This window comes from Dechloromonas sp. A34, from assembly GCF_026261605.1.
In the GTDB taxonomy this organism is placed as follows: domain Bacteria; phylum Pseudomonadota; class Gammaproteobacteria; order Burkholderiales; family Rhodocyclaceae; genus Azonexus.
In genome coordinates this window covers 3524668-3540235 of sequence record NZ_CP102486.1, presented here as the reverse complement: position 1 = coordinate 3540235, position 15568 = coordinate 3524668, and the positions used below count along the sequence as shown (strand labels likewise).

18 protein-coding genes and 1 pseudogene are annotated in these 15568 nt (G+C 64.7%); 7 read left to right on the top strand and 12 right to left on the bottom strand.

The features are described 5' to 3' along the window. Positions 1–30 precede the first annotated feature (30 nt). Entirely contained in the window at positions 31–693 is a 663-nt protein-coding gene (locus NQE15_RS17720; RefSeq protein ID WP_265943213.1) for a c-type cytochrome, read from the top strand. Next, positions 690–1025, top strand: coding sequence for a hypothetical protein (locus NQE15_RS17715; RefSeq protein ID WP_265943211.1), 336 nt, complete (start codon positions 690–692; stop codon positions 1023–1025). Before NQE15_RS17720 ends, NQE15_RS17715 begins: the two co-directional genes overlap by 4 nt. 14 nt (positions 1026–1039) lie before the next feature. On the opposite strand, the gene NQE15_RS17710 is transcribed toward NQE15_RS17715, so the two are convergent. Genes NQE15_RS17710 through NQE15_RS17695 form a run of 4 tightly spaced genes read right to left on the bottom strand, consistent with a single transcriptional unit; the run spans position 1040 to position 6726 of the window. Next, on the bottom strand, positions 1040–2272 hold the full coding sequence (locus NQE15_RS17710; protein WP_265943209.1) for a TolC family protein: 1233 nt from the start codon (positions 2270–2272) through the stop codon (positions 1040–1042). Beyond that, positions 2269–2571 carry a DUF3240 family protein gene (locus tag NQE15_RS17705; RefSeq protein ID WP_265943207.1) on the bottom strand — a complete coding sequence of 101 codons (303 nt, stop codon included), beginning with the start codon at positions 2569–2571 and terminating at the stop codon, positions 2269–2271. Before NQE15_RS17705 ends, NQE15_RS17710 begins: the two co-directional genes overlap by 4 nt. Next, the gene (locus tag NQE15_RS17700) at positions 2564–5650 is read right to left on the bottom strand and encodes an efflux RND transporter permease subunit (RefSeq protein WP_265943205.1); all 3087 of its coding nucleotides are present in this window, start codon (positions 5648–5650) and stop codon (positions 2564–2566) included. The genes NQE15_RS17705 and NQE15_RS17700 overlap by 8 nt, the downstream gene beginning before the upstream one ends. Then, a complete protein-coding gene (locus tag NQE15_RS17695; RefSeq protein ID WP_265943204.1) occupies positions 5650–6726 on the bottom strand; it encodes an efflux RND transporter periplasmic adaptor subunit in 1077 nt (358 codons plus the stop codon). Before NQE15_RS17695 ends, NQE15_RS17700 begins: the two co-directional genes overlap by 1 nt. Before the next feature lie 158 nt (positions 6727–6884). Between NQE15_RS17695 and NQE15_RS17690 the strand changes: the two genes are divergently transcribed. Next, complete coding sequence (locus NQE15_RS17690; protein ID WP_265943202.1) at positions 6885–8144, top strand: HD-GYP domain-containing protein; 1260 nt, start codon at positions 6885–6887, stop codon at positions 8142–8144. Between the two features lie 31 nt (positions 8145–8175). Here NQE15_RS17690 and NQE15_RS17685 read toward each other — a convergent pair whose 3' ends face one another. Genes NQE15_RS17685 through NQE15_RS17675 form a run of 3 tightly spaced genes read right to left on the bottom strand, consistent with a single transcriptional unit; the run spans position 8176 to position 9560 of the window. After that, on the bottom strand, positions 8176–8682 hold the full coding sequence (locus NQE15_RS17685) for an Hsp20/alpha crystallin family protein (protein ID WP_265943200.1): 507 nt from the start codon (positions 8680–8682) through the stop codon (positions 8176–8178). Positions 8683–8728: 46 nt separating this feature from the next. Further along, a complete protein-coding gene (locus NQE15_RS17680; RefSeq protein WP_265943198.1) occupies positions 8729–9109 on the bottom strand; it encodes an Hsp20/alpha crystallin family protein in 381 nt (126 codons plus the stop codon). 10 nt (positions 9110–9119) lie between these two features. Further along, positions 9120–9560: an Hsp20/alpha crystallin family protein gene (locus NQE15_RS17675; protein ID WP_265943196.1), complete on the bottom strand. Its 441-nt coding sequence runs from the start codon at positions 9558–9560 to the stop codon at positions 9120–9122. Between the two features lie 151 nt (positions 9561–9711). Between NQE15_RS17675 and NQE15_RS17670 the strand changes: the two genes are divergently transcribed. Continuing rightward, entirely contained in the window at positions 9712–10650 is a 939-nt protein-coding gene (locus NQE15_RS17670) for a DnaJ C-terminal domain-containing protein (protein WP_265943193.1), read from the top strand. A 3-nt stretch (positions 10651–10653) separates the two neighbouring features. Beyond that, positions 10654–10962 carry a chaperone modulator CbpM gene (locus NQE15_RS17665; RefSeq protein ID WP_265943191.1) on the top strand — a complete coding sequence of 103 codons (309 nt, stop codon included), beginning with the start codon at positions 10654–10656 and terminating at the stop codon, positions 10960–10962. 35 nt (positions 10963–10997) lie between these two features. Here the strand turns inward: NQE15_RS17665 and NQE15_RS17660 are convergent, their stop codons facing one another. From NQE15_RS17660 to NQE15_RS17640, 5 genes and pseudogenes are all read right to left on the bottom strand, one after another. Continuing rightward, complete coding sequence (locus NQE15_RS17660) at positions 10998–11576, bottom strand: Yip1 family protein (RefSeq protein ID WP_265943189.1); 579 nt, start codon at positions 11574–11576, stop codon at positions 10998–11000. A 164-nt stretch (positions 11577–11740) separates the two neighbouring features. After that, positions 11741–12318: pseudogene (locus NQE15_RS17655) on the bottom strand (YceI family protein). A gap of 28 nt (positions 12319–12346) precedes the next feature. Further along, positions 12347–12898 (bottom strand): YceI family protein, encoded by a 552-nt coding sequence (locus NQE15_RS17650; protein ID WP_265943187.1) that lies wholly within the window; start codon positions 12896–12898, stop codon positions 12347–12349. Between the two features lies 1 nt (position 12899). Then, the gene (locus tag NQE15_RS17645) at positions 12900–13442 is read right to left on the bottom strand and encodes a cytochrome b (protein ID WP_265943185.1); all 543 of its coding nucleotides are present in this window, start codon (positions 13440–13442) and stop codon (positions 12900–12902) included. Positions 13443–13452: 10 nt separating this feature from the next. After that, on the bottom strand, positions 13453–14247 hold the full coding sequence (locus NQE15_RS17640) for a DODA-type extradiol aromatic ring-opening family dioxygenase (protein WP_265943183.1): 795 nt from the start codon (positions 14245–14247) through the stop codon (positions 13453–13455). 95 nt (positions 14248–14342) lie between these two features. On the opposite strand from NQE15_RS17640, the gene NQE15_RS17635 reads away from it, so the two are divergent. Beyond that, positions 14343–15233 (top strand): LysR family transcriptional regulator, encoded by an 891-nt coding sequence (locus tag NQE15_RS17635; protein ID WP_265943181.1) that lies wholly within the window; start codon positions 14343–14345, stop codon positions 15231–15233. An 86-nt stretch (positions 15234–15319) separates the two neighbouring features. Next, positions 15320–15514 (top strand): hypothetical protein, encoded by a 195-nt coding sequence (locus NQE15_RS17630; RefSeq protein ID WP_265943179.1) that lies wholly within the window; start codon positions 15320–15322, stop codon positions 15512–15514. The last annotated feature ends 54 nt before the right edge of the window (positions 15515–15568 follow it).

The window sequence follows — 15568 nt, the reverse complement described above, 5'->3', positions numbered from 1 at the left end:
TCGCCGCAGGTCTTCCTGGAGCTGTCTTGCATGCTGTTTCGTCTGTCTGTTTTCCTGATTATGGGCGGCCTGCTGGGCAGTGTGCCGGTCGTCGCGGCCGACCTCGACAAGGGCAAGGAAATCAACGGCACCTGTGCCGCCTGCCATGGCGAGCACGGCGAGGGCGGCAAGAAGGGCGAATATCCGCGCATCGCCGGTCAGCAGGTCAAGTACATCGAAAGCCAGTTACGGAATTTTCGCTCGCGGACCCGGGTCAATATCCCGATGTTCCCCTACACCCAGGAACGCGAGCTGTCCGATGAAGACATCAAGGACATCGCAGCCTACATCGCCAGTATCGAATTGCCGAACAAGATGCCGACCTATACCGGCAAGGAAGATGCGCTGACCAAGCTGCTGATGGCCGAAAAGGTGATGATCATTCCGCGGGTCGAGGGCGATCTCGAGAATGGGGGCCGCCTCTACCAGAAGCAGTGCGCCGCCTGCCACGCCAAGAGCGGCAAGGGGCGCGGCATGTTCCCGATGCTTGTCGGCCAGTACACCAGCTATCTGAAGCGGCAGGTCGATCTCTACCTGAAGGGCGACCGTCCGCATGACGAGGAGGGTACGGTCGGTCTGCTGAACGGGCTGAAAGAGGACGAAATCAGGGACATCCTGGCCTACCTCACCTCGATTCAGGAGCCGCAGGAATGAACCGTTGGTTGATGTCGGCACTGGCTTGCCTGGTCATCGCCCCCGCCTGGGGCCAAGGCCGTTCGGCGGCGCTTGCCAACGACATGCCCGAGGTCGAAAAAATCCGCTTTTGCGAACGGGTTCGCGATCAAGCCCTGCTGGCCCTCTACAGCCGCGATCAGGGGCGGCCGATGCGGCTGATCGCCGAGGACGGCAGCGCCGGCGCGCGGATCAGCAACCACATCACCCGCCGCATCTACCAAGAGCCGCAGATCAACAGCCCGAGCCAGGCACATGCCTTTGGCCGGGCAACGTGCATCGAAATGATGGGGGTCAAGACCCCGCCCGAGTAAGCGGCGGGTTTTTCCTAATCCAGATCCCACAGCCGGTGGGCATCGAGCCGCAGGCGGTAGTTGAGTTCGAGGGCATCGAGCTGGAGCAGGCGGGCTGACAGTTGCGCCTCGTTGGCCAGGCGGCGGGCGGCGAGCAGATCGTTCTGGCTGCCTTCTCCCAGCTGATAGGCGCGAGCAGTCATCTCGGCGGCCTGGCCCAGTCGCTCGGCGGCGCTGCGGCCGGAAAGCCAGGTGGCGCGGGCGGCGCTGGCGGATTGGTAGAGGCTGGCGGCCTCGGCACTGATTTTCTGTTCGACGGCTGTCTCCCGGCGGCCGGCCGCCGCCGCCTGGGCCTGGGTCGCATCGGCGCTGGCCCGGCGGGCGCCGCCCGGTAGCGGAATGTTGATGTAGGCACCGACGATCTGGTCTTCGCCGGCCCGTTCGCGCGCGACATGCAGGCCGAAGGTGGGGTCGGGCAGGCGGTCGCGGCTACTGCGTCCGGCGACGACCCGGGCCTGGCGGACTTCGCCGCGCGCCATCGCCAGCTCATGGCTCTGGTCGAGAATGGCCGCGACCCATTCGTCCATGCCGCCGACCAACGGGGGCGGTTCGGCAATGCCGGCGGGCTCGCTGAGCGGTAGCCCCGGGTAGCGGCGGCGCAGTTCCTCGGCAGCCGTCTTTTGGCGGATCAGGGACTGGGCCAGTTGGGCTTCGGCCTGGGCGAGGGCGGCTTCGCCCTGCACCGCCTCGAGACGCGCCGCATCGCCCAGTTGCTGTCGGCGTTGCGTGGCCTTGCTCTGTTTCTCGAGCAGCGCGACCTGTGCCGTCCACTGGGCCGCCGCCGCACTTTCCTTGAGCCAGAGGAACCAGGACTTCAACAGGTTGCGACTGGCTTCATGCAGGGCATCGCCGCGTGCCGTCTCGGCAAGGCTGACGCCGGCGCTGCCCAGCTCGGCATCGAGCGCAGCCTTGCCGGGCAGGCGTAGCGGCCGTTCGAGAGCGGCATTCCATTCGCTGAAGCGCTCGTCCGGGCCAGTCGTCGGGTTGGTCCGGCGCTGCTGGCTGCCAAGGCGCACGCTCCATTCGTAGGGTCCGGCCTCGAGGCGCCGGCGGTTGGCCTCTTCGGCTTCGACCTGGCTGTCGGCGGCCTGGACCGTCGGGTTGGCGCGCAGTACCTGGGCGACGATCTCGTCCGGCGGCAGGTTGGGTTCGGCTGCACCGGCGAAATTGGCAAGGCAGGCGATCAGAACGGCGAAGCGTCTTTTCATAGCCGCCCCATCTCGATGACCGGCATCAGCCAGAAGAAGATATTGGCGCGCGGCAGCTCGCCCTTGATTAGCGCCAGCACGGCGCGCATCGACTCTTCCGGGCCGACCATCCGGATCTGGGTGCGTGGCGAGTGGCCGCTGACCAGTTCGGCTGGTTCGACCAGCGGCACGACCGCGCCGTGGCCTTCGGCAACGCTGGCCGTAAAGCCGCGGACCAGGTCCGGGCGAGAGAGCAGCAAATCCTCGACGTGCTGGGCGACGTCGTTGTGCATGGTCAGCGAAAGCAGGACATCAGCCATGACGGACCTCGGTAAATGAAACGGTGGTTTTCACGCCAAAACGGCGGAAAAGAATGGGCAGCAGGACCAGGGTCAGCGCCGTCGAAGTCAGCAGGCCGCCGATGACGACGATGGCCAGCGGGCGCTGGACCTCGGAGCCGGGGCCGCTGGCGAAGAGCATCGGAACCAGGCCGAAAGCGGCGATGCTGGCGGTCATCAGCACCGGTCGCAGGCGGCGTTTGGCGCCTTCGACGACGACTTCGGCGACCGGCAGGCCGCGGGCCAGCAATTGGTTGAAATAGGTGACCATGACCACGCCGTTGAGCACGGCGATGCCGAGCAGGGCGATGAAACCGACCGAAGCCGGCACCGAGAGATACTCGCCGGAGACGAGCAGGCCGAAGACGCCGCCGATCATCGCGAAAGGCACGTTGGAGAGGACCAGCAAGGCCTGGCGCACCGAGCGGAAGGTCGAGAAGAGCAGGAAGAAAATCAGCGCCAGGGCGACTGGTACCACGACCATTAGCCGCGCCGCAGCCCGTTGCTGGTTTTCGAACTGGCCGCCCCAGGTTAGCTGGTAGCCGGCCGGCAGCTTGACCTCGCGGCCGACGGCGGCGCGGGCATCGTCGACGAAACCGACCAGGTCGCGATCGCGGACGTTGGATTGGACCACCACGTAACGCTGGGCGTTTTCGCGGTCTACCTTGACCGGACCATCGATGCGCCCGACCTTGGCGACGCTGGCCAGCGGCACGCTGCCGCCATCGGGCAGGCTCAGGCGCAGGGCTTCGAAATCGGCCGGCGAGTTGAGCAGGGTGTTTGGTCCGCGCAGGACGACCGGCACGCGCCGCCCCTGTTCGATGACGGTGCCGACGTTGCGGCCTTCGAGCAAGGCCTTCAGGTCGTTCTGGATGTCGTCGACGTTGAGCCCGAAACGGCCAGCGGCCAGGCGGTCGACAGATATCTTCAGGTACTGCACGCCATCGTTCTTCAGCGTGAAAGTGTCTTCGGCACCCGTTACCTTCTTGACGGTGGTGACGATCTCGCCGGCCAGACGGTTCAGCGTGGCGAGGTCGGGGCCGTAGATCTTGATCGCCAGATCGCCGCGCACTCCGGTCAGCATTTCGGAGACGCGCATGTCGATCGGCTGGGTGAAGGAGAAGCCGATGCCGGGGAAGTCGGCCATCACTGCGCGCAGCTGGTCGGCGAGCCAGGCCGGGTCGGGGTTGCGCCAGGTGTCGCGGGGCTGGAGGACCATGAAGGTGTCGGTCTGGTTGAGGCCCATCGGGTCGAGGCCGAGTTCGTCCGAACCGGCGCGGGCGACGATCGCCTTGATTTCCGGCACCTGGGCCAGGACGGCGCGTTGCACGGCGCTGTCGATGGCGATGGTCTGGTCGAGGCTGATCGAGGGTAGCTTCTCGAGCTGCATGATGAGGTCGCCTTCATCCATGGTCGGCATGAAGCTCTTGCCGAGCAGCAGAAAGGCACCGGCTGCGGCGGCCAGCGCGATGGTGGCGCCGATCATGAAGGTGCGGCTGTGGGCCAGCGCCACCGTCAGGATGCGGTCGTAGAGGGCGGCCAGTTTCCTGACCAGCCACGGCTCATGATGGGCGCCGCGCTTGATCAGGTAGGAGGCGAGCACGGGCACCACGGTCAGTGACAGCAGCAGCGATGAAGCCAGGGCGAAGACGATGGTCAGCGCAACCGGCCCGAACATCTTGCCTTCCAGTCCCTGCAGCGTAAGCAGGGGCAGAAAGACGATGATGATGATGATGATGCCCGAGGTCACCGGCGAGGCCACTTCGCGGGCGGCACGATAGATCAGGTGCAGTGTCGGCAGGTTCTCCTGGGCCTCGGCGAGTTGGCTTTCGACGTTTTCGACAACGACCACCGCCGCGTCGACCAGCATGCCGATGGCGATGGCCAGGCCGCCCAGGCTCATCAGGTTGGCCGAGAGGCCGTACATCCGCATCATGATGAAGGTGGCGAGCGCCGACAGGGGCAGCATCAGGGCGACGACCAGTGCCGCGCGCAGGTTGCCGAGGAAGGCGAGGAGCAGCAGTACGACCAGCACGATGGCTTCGAGCAGGGCCTTCGAGACGGTGCCGACGGCGCGGCCGACCAGGTTGCTGCGGTCGTAGAAGGGCTCGATGCTGACCCCGGCCGGCAAGCTCGGCGCGATCTCGGCCAGCCGCGCCTTGACGCCGGCCACCACCTTCTGGGCATTGGCGCCGCGCAGGCCGAGAACCAGGCCTTGGACCGCCTCGCCCTGGCCGCTCTTGGTTACCGCGCCATAGCGGGTGAGGGCGCCGAAACGCACCTCGGCGACGTCGCCAATACGCACTACATTGCCATTGCTGGCCTGCAGGACAATCGCCTTGACGTCGTCGATGTTGCGGATTGCCCCTTCGGCGCGGACGAGCAACGATTCCTCGCCGTCGTTGAGGCGGCCGGCTCCGTCGTTGCGGTTGTTGGCTTCCAGCACCGCCTGCAGATCCTTCAGCGCCAGGCCGCGCGCCGCCAGGCTTTGCGGCTGCGGCACGACCTCGAAAGTACGGACCTCGCCACCCAGGCTGTTGACGTCGGCGACGCCGGGCACGGTGCGCAGCTGCGGGCGGATCACCCAGTCGAGCAGGGCGCGCTTTTCGGCCAGCGGCAGATCGCCCTCGATGGTAAACATGAACATTTCGCCGAGCGGCGTCGTGATCGGCGCCATGCCGCCGCTGGCGCCGGGCGGCAGATTGTCCATCGCCGCCGCCAGACGCTCGCCAACCTGCTGGCGGGCCCAATAGATGTCGGTGCCATCCTCGAAGTCGATGGTGATGTCGGTCAGCGCGTATTTCGAGGTCGAGCGCAGCAGGCGCTGGTGCGGGATGCCCAGTAGTTCCTGCTCGACCGGCACGGCGAGGCGGGTTTCGACTTCTTCCGGGGTCATGCCCGGGGCTTTCAGGATGATCTTGACCTGGGTCGTCGAGACGTCGGGAAAGGCGTCGATCGGCAGGCCGAGGAAGGCCTGGACGCCGGCGCCGGTGAGCATGACGGTGAGGACCAGCACCAGCAGGCGCTGGGTCAGCGAGAAACGGATCAGGGCGTCGAGCATTATTCGCTGCCGACGCCGGTGAGCAGGGCCTTGAGGCCGGAAACGCCCTTGACGGCGACCCGCTCACCGGCCTGCACGCCATCAAGCAGCACGCTATCGCCGCCCTGGCTCAGGATACGGACCGGCCGGGCGGTGAAGCTGACGCCCTGGTCGTTGCTGGCGGTCTGGACGAAGGCGTAGGTCTTGCCGGCATGGCGGGCCAGTGCCGCCGCGGGCAGGCGTTGGCCCTGGCCGGCGCCGGCGGCGATTTCGACTTCGACGACCTGTCCTGGGCGCAGGGTTTCGGCCCCCTTGCCGACCGCAGCACGCAGCAGCACGGTCTGGCTGGCGGCATCGACCGCACGGCCGATGGCGATCAGCTTGCCGCTGATTTCGCTGTCGGCAATCTTGACCGCGCTGCCTTCCTTCAGCCCGGCGGCGACACTGAGCGGTGCCTGGATCTCCAGCCAGAGCGGCGAGAGTTTGGCGATGCGGTAAATCATGGCTGCGGTTTCGACGCGCTGGCCGAGCTGCACGCCCTGTTCGAGGACGACGCCGTCGATCGCCGCAGTCAGTGCCAGCGAGCCGCTCAGTTTGCCCGGTGCGACGCCGGCCAGGGCCAGACCCTGGCGTTGCTGGCTGGCCTGGGCGGCGGCCTGGGCGGCGTTGGCCCGGGTAGCCTGGAGGCGGGATTCGGCGATCAGGCCCTCGGCGAACAATTGTTCGTCACGCTTCAGGCTTTGTTGCAGCAGGGCGGCCTGACTGCCCGACTGCAAGGCGTCGCGTTGCAGTTCCAGGGCCTGCGGGCTGGCCAGGCGGGCGACCACCTGACCGCGTTTGACGCTGGAGCCGGGGGCGACGGCGAGCATTTCGACCATGCCGCCGACCGGTGCGGCGACGACGCGCATCTGTTCGTTGGGAACCAGGACGCGGGCCGGCAGGGTGCCGCTCCGGGTCGCGGCGGATTCGCCGGCGATGGCGGTTTCGATGCCCAGTGACTTGAGCTGTGCAGGCTGCAGCACCATGGGTTCGGCGGCCGATGCGATGCCGATGAAGGCGCAGAAGGGGAGTGCGAAAAGACGGTGACTGACTGTCATGCTCATGCTCATGGTGAAGTTGGGGCAAGTCTAGCGGGCCAGGATTAAGCCTTCCTTAAACCGCGATAAAAGCCGCCCATAGGCCTTCTTCAGGCTATCTTAAGATAGGTTGGCGATAATTCGCGTTGCGTAAAATCAAGCAAGTTGGGGAGATCAGGATGAATTCGTCGAACCGTCGTGCCGCCTGGCGCATCGCTGCGGTCAGCCTAGTGCTGGCTGCCCTGGCGAGCCCCGTCGCGTGGTTCGTGGCCCGTGAACGAGCCGAGGAAAGCACGGTTTCACTGGCCATCGAAGAGTCGCAGCGTCTGCTGCATCATTTCGGCGCGATCGTTCTGGACGGGCCGGATGCCGAGGGGCACGCCGTCAACGCCGCCAAAACCATTGCCGGCGGTTTGTTCGATATCGCCGAAATCTACAATGCCAAGGGCGAACGGCTGGCCGAAGCGATGACCCCGGAAGGCACCCAGGCCGAAGGCGTGCTGCTCCATCACGCCAGCCCGGCCTACACGGCGGCTTCCTACGAAAGCTTGAAACTTCCCGATGGCGGCTGGGTGCTGCGCATTTTTGTGCCGCTACGCATCGCTGACAGCCTGGACTCGCCGATTACCGGCTATTTCGAGGGCGTGCGCATCATCCCCGAGTGGCAGCGCCAGCAGATGTTCGACAGCGCGCTGTCCTCCGCCCTGATGGTCGGGCTGGCTTCCCTGCTCTGCGGGCTGGCGATCTATCCGGTAGTGGTGCGTCTTTCTGCCGACAATGAGCGAAAAGCGCGCGAAGTGCTCGATTCGCACATCTCGATGATGGAAGCGCTGGGCCGCGCCATCGCCAAGCGCGATTCCGATACCGGTACCCACAACTACCGAGTCGCCTGGATTGCGGCACGGATTGCCGAGCAGTTCGGCTTCAGCGATACGGCCATGCAGTCGCTGATCGCCGGCAGCTTTCTGCACGATGTCGGCAAGATCGGCATTCCGGATGCCATTCTGCTCAAGCCGGGCAAACTGGACGACGACGAGTTCGAGATCATGCGTAGCCATGTCGCCCAGGGTGAAGAAATCGTCACCGGCATTGGCTGGCTGGAGGGCGCCAGCGACGTGGTGGCCGGGCATCATGAAAAATGGAATGGTTCGGGTTATCCGCGGCGCCTCAAGGGCGAACAAATCCCGTTGGCGGCGCGGATCTTTGCGGTGGCCGATGTTTTCGACGCCCTGTGCTCGAAGCGCCCCTACAAGGAGGCCATGAGCTTCGATATGGCGATGGGCGTTCTCGAGAAGGACATCGGCAGCCATTTCGATCCGCGGGTGATGGCGGCTTTTCGTCCGCTCGCCAGGCAGATTTTCGACCGCCTGGCCGGTTGCAGCGAAGAGGAGGCCGCGCGCCTGCTCGAGGAGCGCGTCCGCCTGCACTTCGGCATGTGAAGCGCTGAAGCGCAAGCAGCCGCGGGCCGGATTACTGGACCGGGATGTTCAGCGAACGCGGTTTTCCGGGTTCGAGCTTGGCCAGTTCGATGCGCAGCACGCCGTTGGTGTAAGTGGCCTTGGCGGTGTCGAGCGCGACCCGGGCAGTCAGCGGAATTTCGCGGCGGAAGGAACCGTAGGCGCATTGCACCACCTGCCAGCGGCCTTCGCTGCTTTCGCGCTGGAAATGCTTCTCGCCGGTCACCACCAGCCGACCGTCGAAGATTTCGATATCGAAATCCTGTTTTTCCATGCCGGGCACTTCCAGTTTGACGACGACCCGCTGCTCGTCCTCGAAGACGTCGCCGCCGAGCAGGGCCCAGCCGCGGGTCGGCAGGTAGGCGATATCGTCCACCTCGTTCGGTGCCGGCACGCGAGATTCGCTGCCCGGCTTGAAATGGGTCAGGGCACTGGCGGCCGAATGGCGCAGATGCTGCCAGCCTTCGGCCAGCGAGTTCCAGAACGAATTGACGCTTTCCTTCATGGCTTCCAGTTTCATTGCTATCTCCTTGCCGGTCGGCGGCGAACCGCCGACCGGATGTGCGTCAGGCAACCGAAATTTCGATCTTGCGCGGCAGGGCGTGCTCGGCCTTGGGAATGCGCAGCTTGAGCACCCCGTTGGCGAATTCGGCAGTGACCTTGTCGGCATCGAGCTCGCGCGACAGCGTAAAGGTGCGGCGATAGCGCGGCAGACTGACTTCGGCGTGGGTCGACTCGATGCCTTCCGGCAGCGCCAGCCCCAATTCGCCCTCGATGCTCAGGGTCTCGGCATCGACGTGCAGGTGGAGCTTTTCCCTGGGCACGCCGGGCAGGTCGGCGTAGAGGGTGATATCGCCCGCATCCTCGATGACGTCGACCGGCGGCACCAGTGCACCCTCTTCGCGGGGCGCCTTGTTTTCCTTGCTGACAGCAGTCGTTTCGCTCATTTTTGCCTCCTTACTGAATGTTGATGCGCCGGGGCTGGGCCGCCTCGCGGCGCTGGATGCTGATATGCAGCACGCCGTCGCGGTATTTCGCGCTCACCGCGCTGGCGTCGATGTCGTCGGGCAAGGTGACGACGCGCCGGAAGCGGCCGCTGAAACGTTCGTCGATATGCGCCGTGGCTTTCGTCTCGGCCGGTGGCAGCATGCTCGGGCGTTCGCCGGCGACGGTCAGGACGCCCTTGTCGATGTGCACGTCGATGCTCGCCGGGTCGGTGCCAGGCGCGAAGGCATAGATCTCGATCGACTTGGCGGTCGAACCGATGTTCAGGGCCGGAAAGCCGCCACGGGTAAAGCCGCGTATGCTGGGTGAGATGTCGAAGTTTTGCCGCACTTCGTTCTGCAGGCGTTCCAGCTCGGAGAGGAAGTCGCGGGGAAACAGTGAACGATAGATCATGAGCTTCTCCTTTCGTACCAAACGGGCACCGGGGCGTGCCCTCGTTACCGATATAGGCGCTATCCGGAAAAGTTCAAGGGCTTGAAGTCGATAGTGTCCGGACCTATATCTTTATTGGAATGCCAGTCCAAATCAGTTCAGGAGGTCCCGCATGCAATTCAAGGACTACTACCAGATCCTCGGCGTCTCCCGCGACGAGACGGCGGAGAACATCAAGAAGGCGTTTCGCCGGCTGGCCCGCAAATACCACCCCGATATCTCCAAGGAGGCTGACGCCGACCAGCGGATGCCGGAGATCAACGAGGCCTACGCCGTGCTCTCCGACCCGGAAAAGCGTGCGGCCTACGACCAAGTCGGGCGGGGCTACCAGCCCGGCCAGGATTTTCGGCCGCCGCCGGACTGGGATGCCGGCTTCGAGTTTTCCGGACACGGCTCCGCGCCGCACGACGCCGCCGATTTCAGCGACTTCTTCGCCGAACTGTTCGGGCGCATGGGCGGCGCGCCCGGCGGCTTCCACGGCCGGCAGGCCCGGCATGGCCGCGGCGAGGATCACCATGCCAAGGTGCTGCTCGATATCGAAGATGCCTTTACCGGGCCGACGCGGCAGATCGCGCTGCGCGTGCCGCAGATCGATGCCGGAGGGCACGTCCAGCTGGTCGGGCGCACGCTCAATATCCGCATTCCGCTTGGCGTCCATGAGGGGCAGACGATACGGCTGGCCGGGCAGGGCGCGCCGGGGGCGGGCGGGGCGCCGGCCGGCGACCTGATGCTGGAAGTGCATTTCAACCCGCATCCGCGCTATCGCGTCGAGGGTAGCGATCTGCACCTGAAGTTGCCCGTCGCGCCATGGGAAGCGGCACTGGGTACGGTCATCGCCGTGCCGCTGCCGGGCGGCAGTATCAAGGTGCGCATCCCGGAAGGTGCGCAAAGCGGCAAGCAACTTCGGGTGCGCGGCAAGGGCATCCCCGGCAATCCGCCGGGCGACCTGCTGCTCGATCTTCAGGTCGTATTGCCCCCAGCCGACACACCGCAGGCCCGGCAGCTTTACGAAACGATGTCCCGGGAACTGGCCTTCGATCCGAGGAGCTGAATCATGCGTGACGACGACATTCTGACTGGCAGCCTGCTTGACGATAACTGGCTACCGCTCGAGCAGGTGGCGGCCGCCTGCCGGGTCGATGCCGAATGGCTGCTGCGCCACATCGACGAGGGTCTCCTGACCCATGTCGAGAGCACGGCGGGCATCTGGCGCTTTTCCGGGGCCGCCCTGCAGCGAGCCCGGCGCATGCGGCGGCTGGAAAGCGATTTCGATGCGGTACCCGAACTCGCCGCGCTGGTCGCCGATCTGCTGGAGGAACTCGATCGCCTGCGCGGTCAATTACGCAGCCGTGACCCACTCTGAATCAAATGGCGGCCTGGGCCGCCATGGGTGTGGCATCAAGAAACCACCCAACCCCAACTGACAAAGGCGATGATCATCAAGATCACCCAGCCGACCAGGCCAGCCGCCAGAATGGCGCCGGACAGGATCTTGGACTGGCTCTCGCTGCTCAGATGGCATAACTGGTAGCTGCCGCGGTAGATCAGGATGCCGGAGATGAGCAACGCTGCGGTCATCGCCATTCCCATCACGGCCAGGCTCGGGACGAAGAGCGCCAGCGGCGAAAGCCACAATGGCGTCGGTACTGCGGCGCTGAAGGCGAAGGCGTCGTGGTAGGTCGGGCGCGCATCGACGATGTCGCCGAGACGCTGGATTACCGCCGCCATCACGGGAACCGCCAGCAATTCAGAAGCGTAGAAAAGAATGGCCATCGCCCAGGCATCCTGCATGCTGACCGGCGTCAGGAAGCGGTCGCCGTAGGCGCTCACGGCATAAAGCACCATGGCCGGCGGAATCAGGGCCATCGGCATGACGTAGAGGGCAAATACCCTGGCCACGGACGGGTGCATCTCCGCCAGCCATTTCCAGCCTTCGTCGTGCGAAGCCAGCATCTTCGGAAACATCATCATGTTCATGATCACACTCCTCAACGAAGAACACCGATGCTGCTTTGACTTGGATCCCGTTCCTGTGGTTCCTGATGAGAGCGGCGCCTGTTGCGGGCTCGCCTGATCCGGAAGTCGCGATCGACAGACGGAAAAAAGCCGCCCTTAGGCGGCCTGGCGGGGCTTGATTCCGCTTATTCCTTGATCGCTTCGATGGCGATTTCGATGGTCACTTCGTCGCCGACGTAAGGTGCGTTCTTGCCCATGTTGAAGTCGGTGCGCTTGACGGTGGTCTTGGCGTTGGCGCCGATGGCGTCCTTCTTGACCATCGGGTGCGGCATGTTCTGGAAGGAGGTCACGGCCAGGGTCACCGGCTTGGTGACGCCCTTCAGGGTCAGGTTGCCTTCGATGGTGGCCGGCTTGTCGCCGTTGAAGATGACCTTGGTGGACTTGAAGGTGGCGGTCGGGAACTTCTCCGTGAAGAGGAAATCCTCGCCCTGAATGTGCTCGTTGAACAGGGTGGAGCCGGTGCTCACCGATTTGGTGTCGATCGTGATGTCGACCGAGCCGGTCTTGGCGGCCTTGTCGAAGACGACCTTGCCGGTGGTCTTGTCGAAGCGGCTGAGCTGCACGGAGTAGCCGAGGTGGTTGTACGAGAAGCGCGGGAAGGTGTGGTTCGGTTCGAGGACGTAGGTTTCCGGGGCGGCCAGCGCGGGGCGGCGGCAGCGGCGGCGAGGACGAGGGCGGCGGTGAGCTTGGTCAGTTTTTGCATGGTGATTCTCCTGTGGTGGGTTGGGTTCTTACTTGCCTGAAGCGGTGATACGGAACTTGATCTGGACGTCGTTGGCGACAATGTCGAACTTGGCCCAGCTGCCTTCGCCGATCGAGAAATCGGCGCGGCGGATGGTGAAACTGCCGTCGAAGATGCCGCTGTTGCCATTCGGGGTGAAGGTGGCGGGAACGACGACATCCTGGGTCTTGCCCTTGATGCTCAACTGGCCGGCGACTTCGTAGCGGTTGCCGCCGAGCGGCTTGACACTGGCCGAGACGAAACGGGCGGTCGGGAAGGCCTTGGTGTTGAACCAGGACTTGCTGGCAACCTCATCGTCGCCTTCCGGGGCGCCGGTATCGACGCTGGCCAGTTCGACATCGAAAGTGGCCTTGGCGGCGGTCGGCTTGGCCGGGTCGAAACTCAGCTGGCTAGAGAACTTCTTGAACTTGCCGTCGACCGCAACGCCCATCTGCTTGTAGACGAAGGCGACGTTGCTCTGGCTGGCCTGGACCTGGTTGTATTCGATGGCCTGGGCCGAGAGGGCGGTGCTCAGGGCGATGGCCAGGGCTATGCGTTTCATGTCAGATCTCCTTGGATTGCAGGGGCAGCATCCGGGTCAGGATGTCGTCCTTGTCGATGAAGTGATGTTTCAGGGCGGCGCCGACGTGGCCGATGATGGTTGCGGCGAACAGCAGGTTGAGGCTCATATGGACGGTCTGCAGCAGGTCGCCCAGTTCCTTGTTCTTTTCCAGCAGGTCGGGAATCGGCAGGACGCCGAACCAGACGGTCTGGAAACCCTTGGCCGAACTCATCAGCCAGCCGGAAATCGGGATGGCGAGCATCAGGCCGTAGAGCGCCAGGTGACCGACGTGGGCGACGAACTGCATCGGCATCGGCATGCTGGCCGGCAGGGCGGGCGGTACGTGGGTGACGCGCCAGGCCAGGCGGAACAGGACAAGCACGAAGGCGGTGACGCCGGCCCATTTGTGCCAGGAGTAAAGCTGCAGCTTGGTCGGCGAGAGCGGCAGGCCCTGCATGTAGGTGCCCAGCGCCAGCAGGCCGAAGATCAGGACGGCCATCAGCCAGTGCAGGCCTTTGGCGGTTTTGGTGTATTGGGTAGTCAAGGCGTTCTCCTTATTGAGGCAGGAATGAGTAGGCATCCATGGCAATGACGTAGTCGTCGATGCCGGCATGCACGCGTTCAACCTGGGCTGTAGCGCCGCCCGCTCCGAGTGCGACAAACAAGGGCAATAAATGTTCATCGCTCGGATGGGCCTGCGCGGCGCCGGGAGCCTGCCGGCGGTAGTCGAGCAGGGCGTCGATGTCGTTAGCATACAGGCGGCTGGCCAGCCAGTCGGTGAACTCGCGCACATAAGGCGGCGTCTGGCCGGTGCTGCGGGCCGCCAGCTGGTAGTCGCCAAGGTTGTGCGTGAGGTTGCCGGAGGCAATCACCAGAAAGCCCTCGGTAGCCAGCGGTGCCAATGCCCGGCCCAGGGCGTAGGCCTGTTGCGGGCCGCCGCGGCTCTGGATGGAGAGCGGAATGACCGGCACGTCGGCATCCGGGAACATCAGGCGCAGCGGCACCCAGGCACCGTGGTCGAGACCGCGTTCGGCATTTTGCGCGACCGGCAATCCAGCCGCAGTGATGGCACTCAGTACGACATTGGCAGCTTCGCGGCAGCCGGTGGCCGGGTAGCGCAGGCTGAAGAGCTCTTCCGGAAAGCCCCAGAAGTCGTGGATGGTTTCCAGGCGGTCGGCGGTACCGACGGTCGGTACGGCGGTATCCCAGTGGGCGCTGACGATGATGATGGCGCGCGGCAGCGCCAGGGATTTGGCCAGCCGGACCAGCGCCGCACCGGCCGCGCCCGGGCGCAGCGCGAAAGTCGGGGCGCCGTGCGGAACGAAGAGAGCGGGTTGGGTTTGGGTCATGGGAACTACTCCGGTTGCGATGACCGAACTGTAGTCCTGCTTTTTGCAACGAAATAGCCGACAATGTGCAAATCATTATTGCCAGGAATGCAACAATGGATCGACTCGATGCCATGAATCTTTTTGTCCGCGTTGCCGAACTCGGCAGCTTTGCAGCTGTAGCGCAGCAACTTGGGGTCGCCCGTTCAGTCGTGACGCGGCAGATCGCCGGGCTCGAAGCCCACCTTGGCGTCAAGCTGATGGCGCGCAGCACGCGCCGCCTGTCCTTGACCTCGGCCGGCACCGCCTACCTCGAAAAGTGCCGGGTCATCCTGAACCTGGTCGAAGCGGCCGAGACCGATGTCGCCGAAGAGCGCCTGACGCCGCGCGGCAGCATCCGGATCAGCCTGCCGCTGAGTTTCGGCCTGAAACGGCTGGCGCCGCTGCTGCTCGACTTCTCGCAGCGCTACCCGGAAGTGGCGCTGGACATGGATTATAGCGACCGCCGGGTCAAGCTGATCGAGGAGGGCATCGATCTCTCGGTGCGCATCACCCGCCGGCTCGACGGCGGCGACGTGGCGCGGCGGATTGGGGCGGGCCGCATGCAGGTCGTGGCCGCGCCGGATTACCTGGCCCGCCATGGCCGGCCGCAGCATCCCTCGGAACTGATCCATCACGAATGCCTGGGCTACACCGCTGGCGGCATGACTCAGCAATGGCAGTTCCTGGTCGATGGCCAGCTGGCAAGCTTTCCGGTGCGCAGCCGCATCCATGCCAACAACGGCGACGTGCTGACCGAAGCGGCGGCCCAGGGGCTGGGCATCACGCTACAGCCGGACTTCATCATCGACGAATTTCTGGCCGATGGCCGGATCGAGGCCATCCTGAAGGATTTTCCGATTCCCGAACTCGGCATCTATGCGATGTTGCCAAGCAATCGCCACGTGCCACACCGGGTCAGGGTGCTGATGGATTTTCTGGCCGCCGGGCTGGTTGCTTGGCGCTAACTTGGCGCCTTCGTGAAGTGGTTCACGGACAGTTTTCCGGCAAGGTCGGACAATAGGCTTGAACACTGAACCACCGGTCAAGAAAAATGCCCCCCGTCCTCCGCTTCTCCAAAACCGCACCCAGCGCCAGCCCTCCGGCCCGGCGCGATGCGCCGCGTCCGGGCGATCAGGACATGGCCAATTTCGACCTGCGTGAGGCCCTCGCCGGCATCACCGTGCGCGAGACATCCCTCGGCGAATTTCTCGCAGAGCTCAAGAAGGCTGGCAAAAAGCCGTCCTGATTCGCCCAGCGTTTTTCACGCTGGCATTGCATCCTGCATCGTTGCAACCCGGTA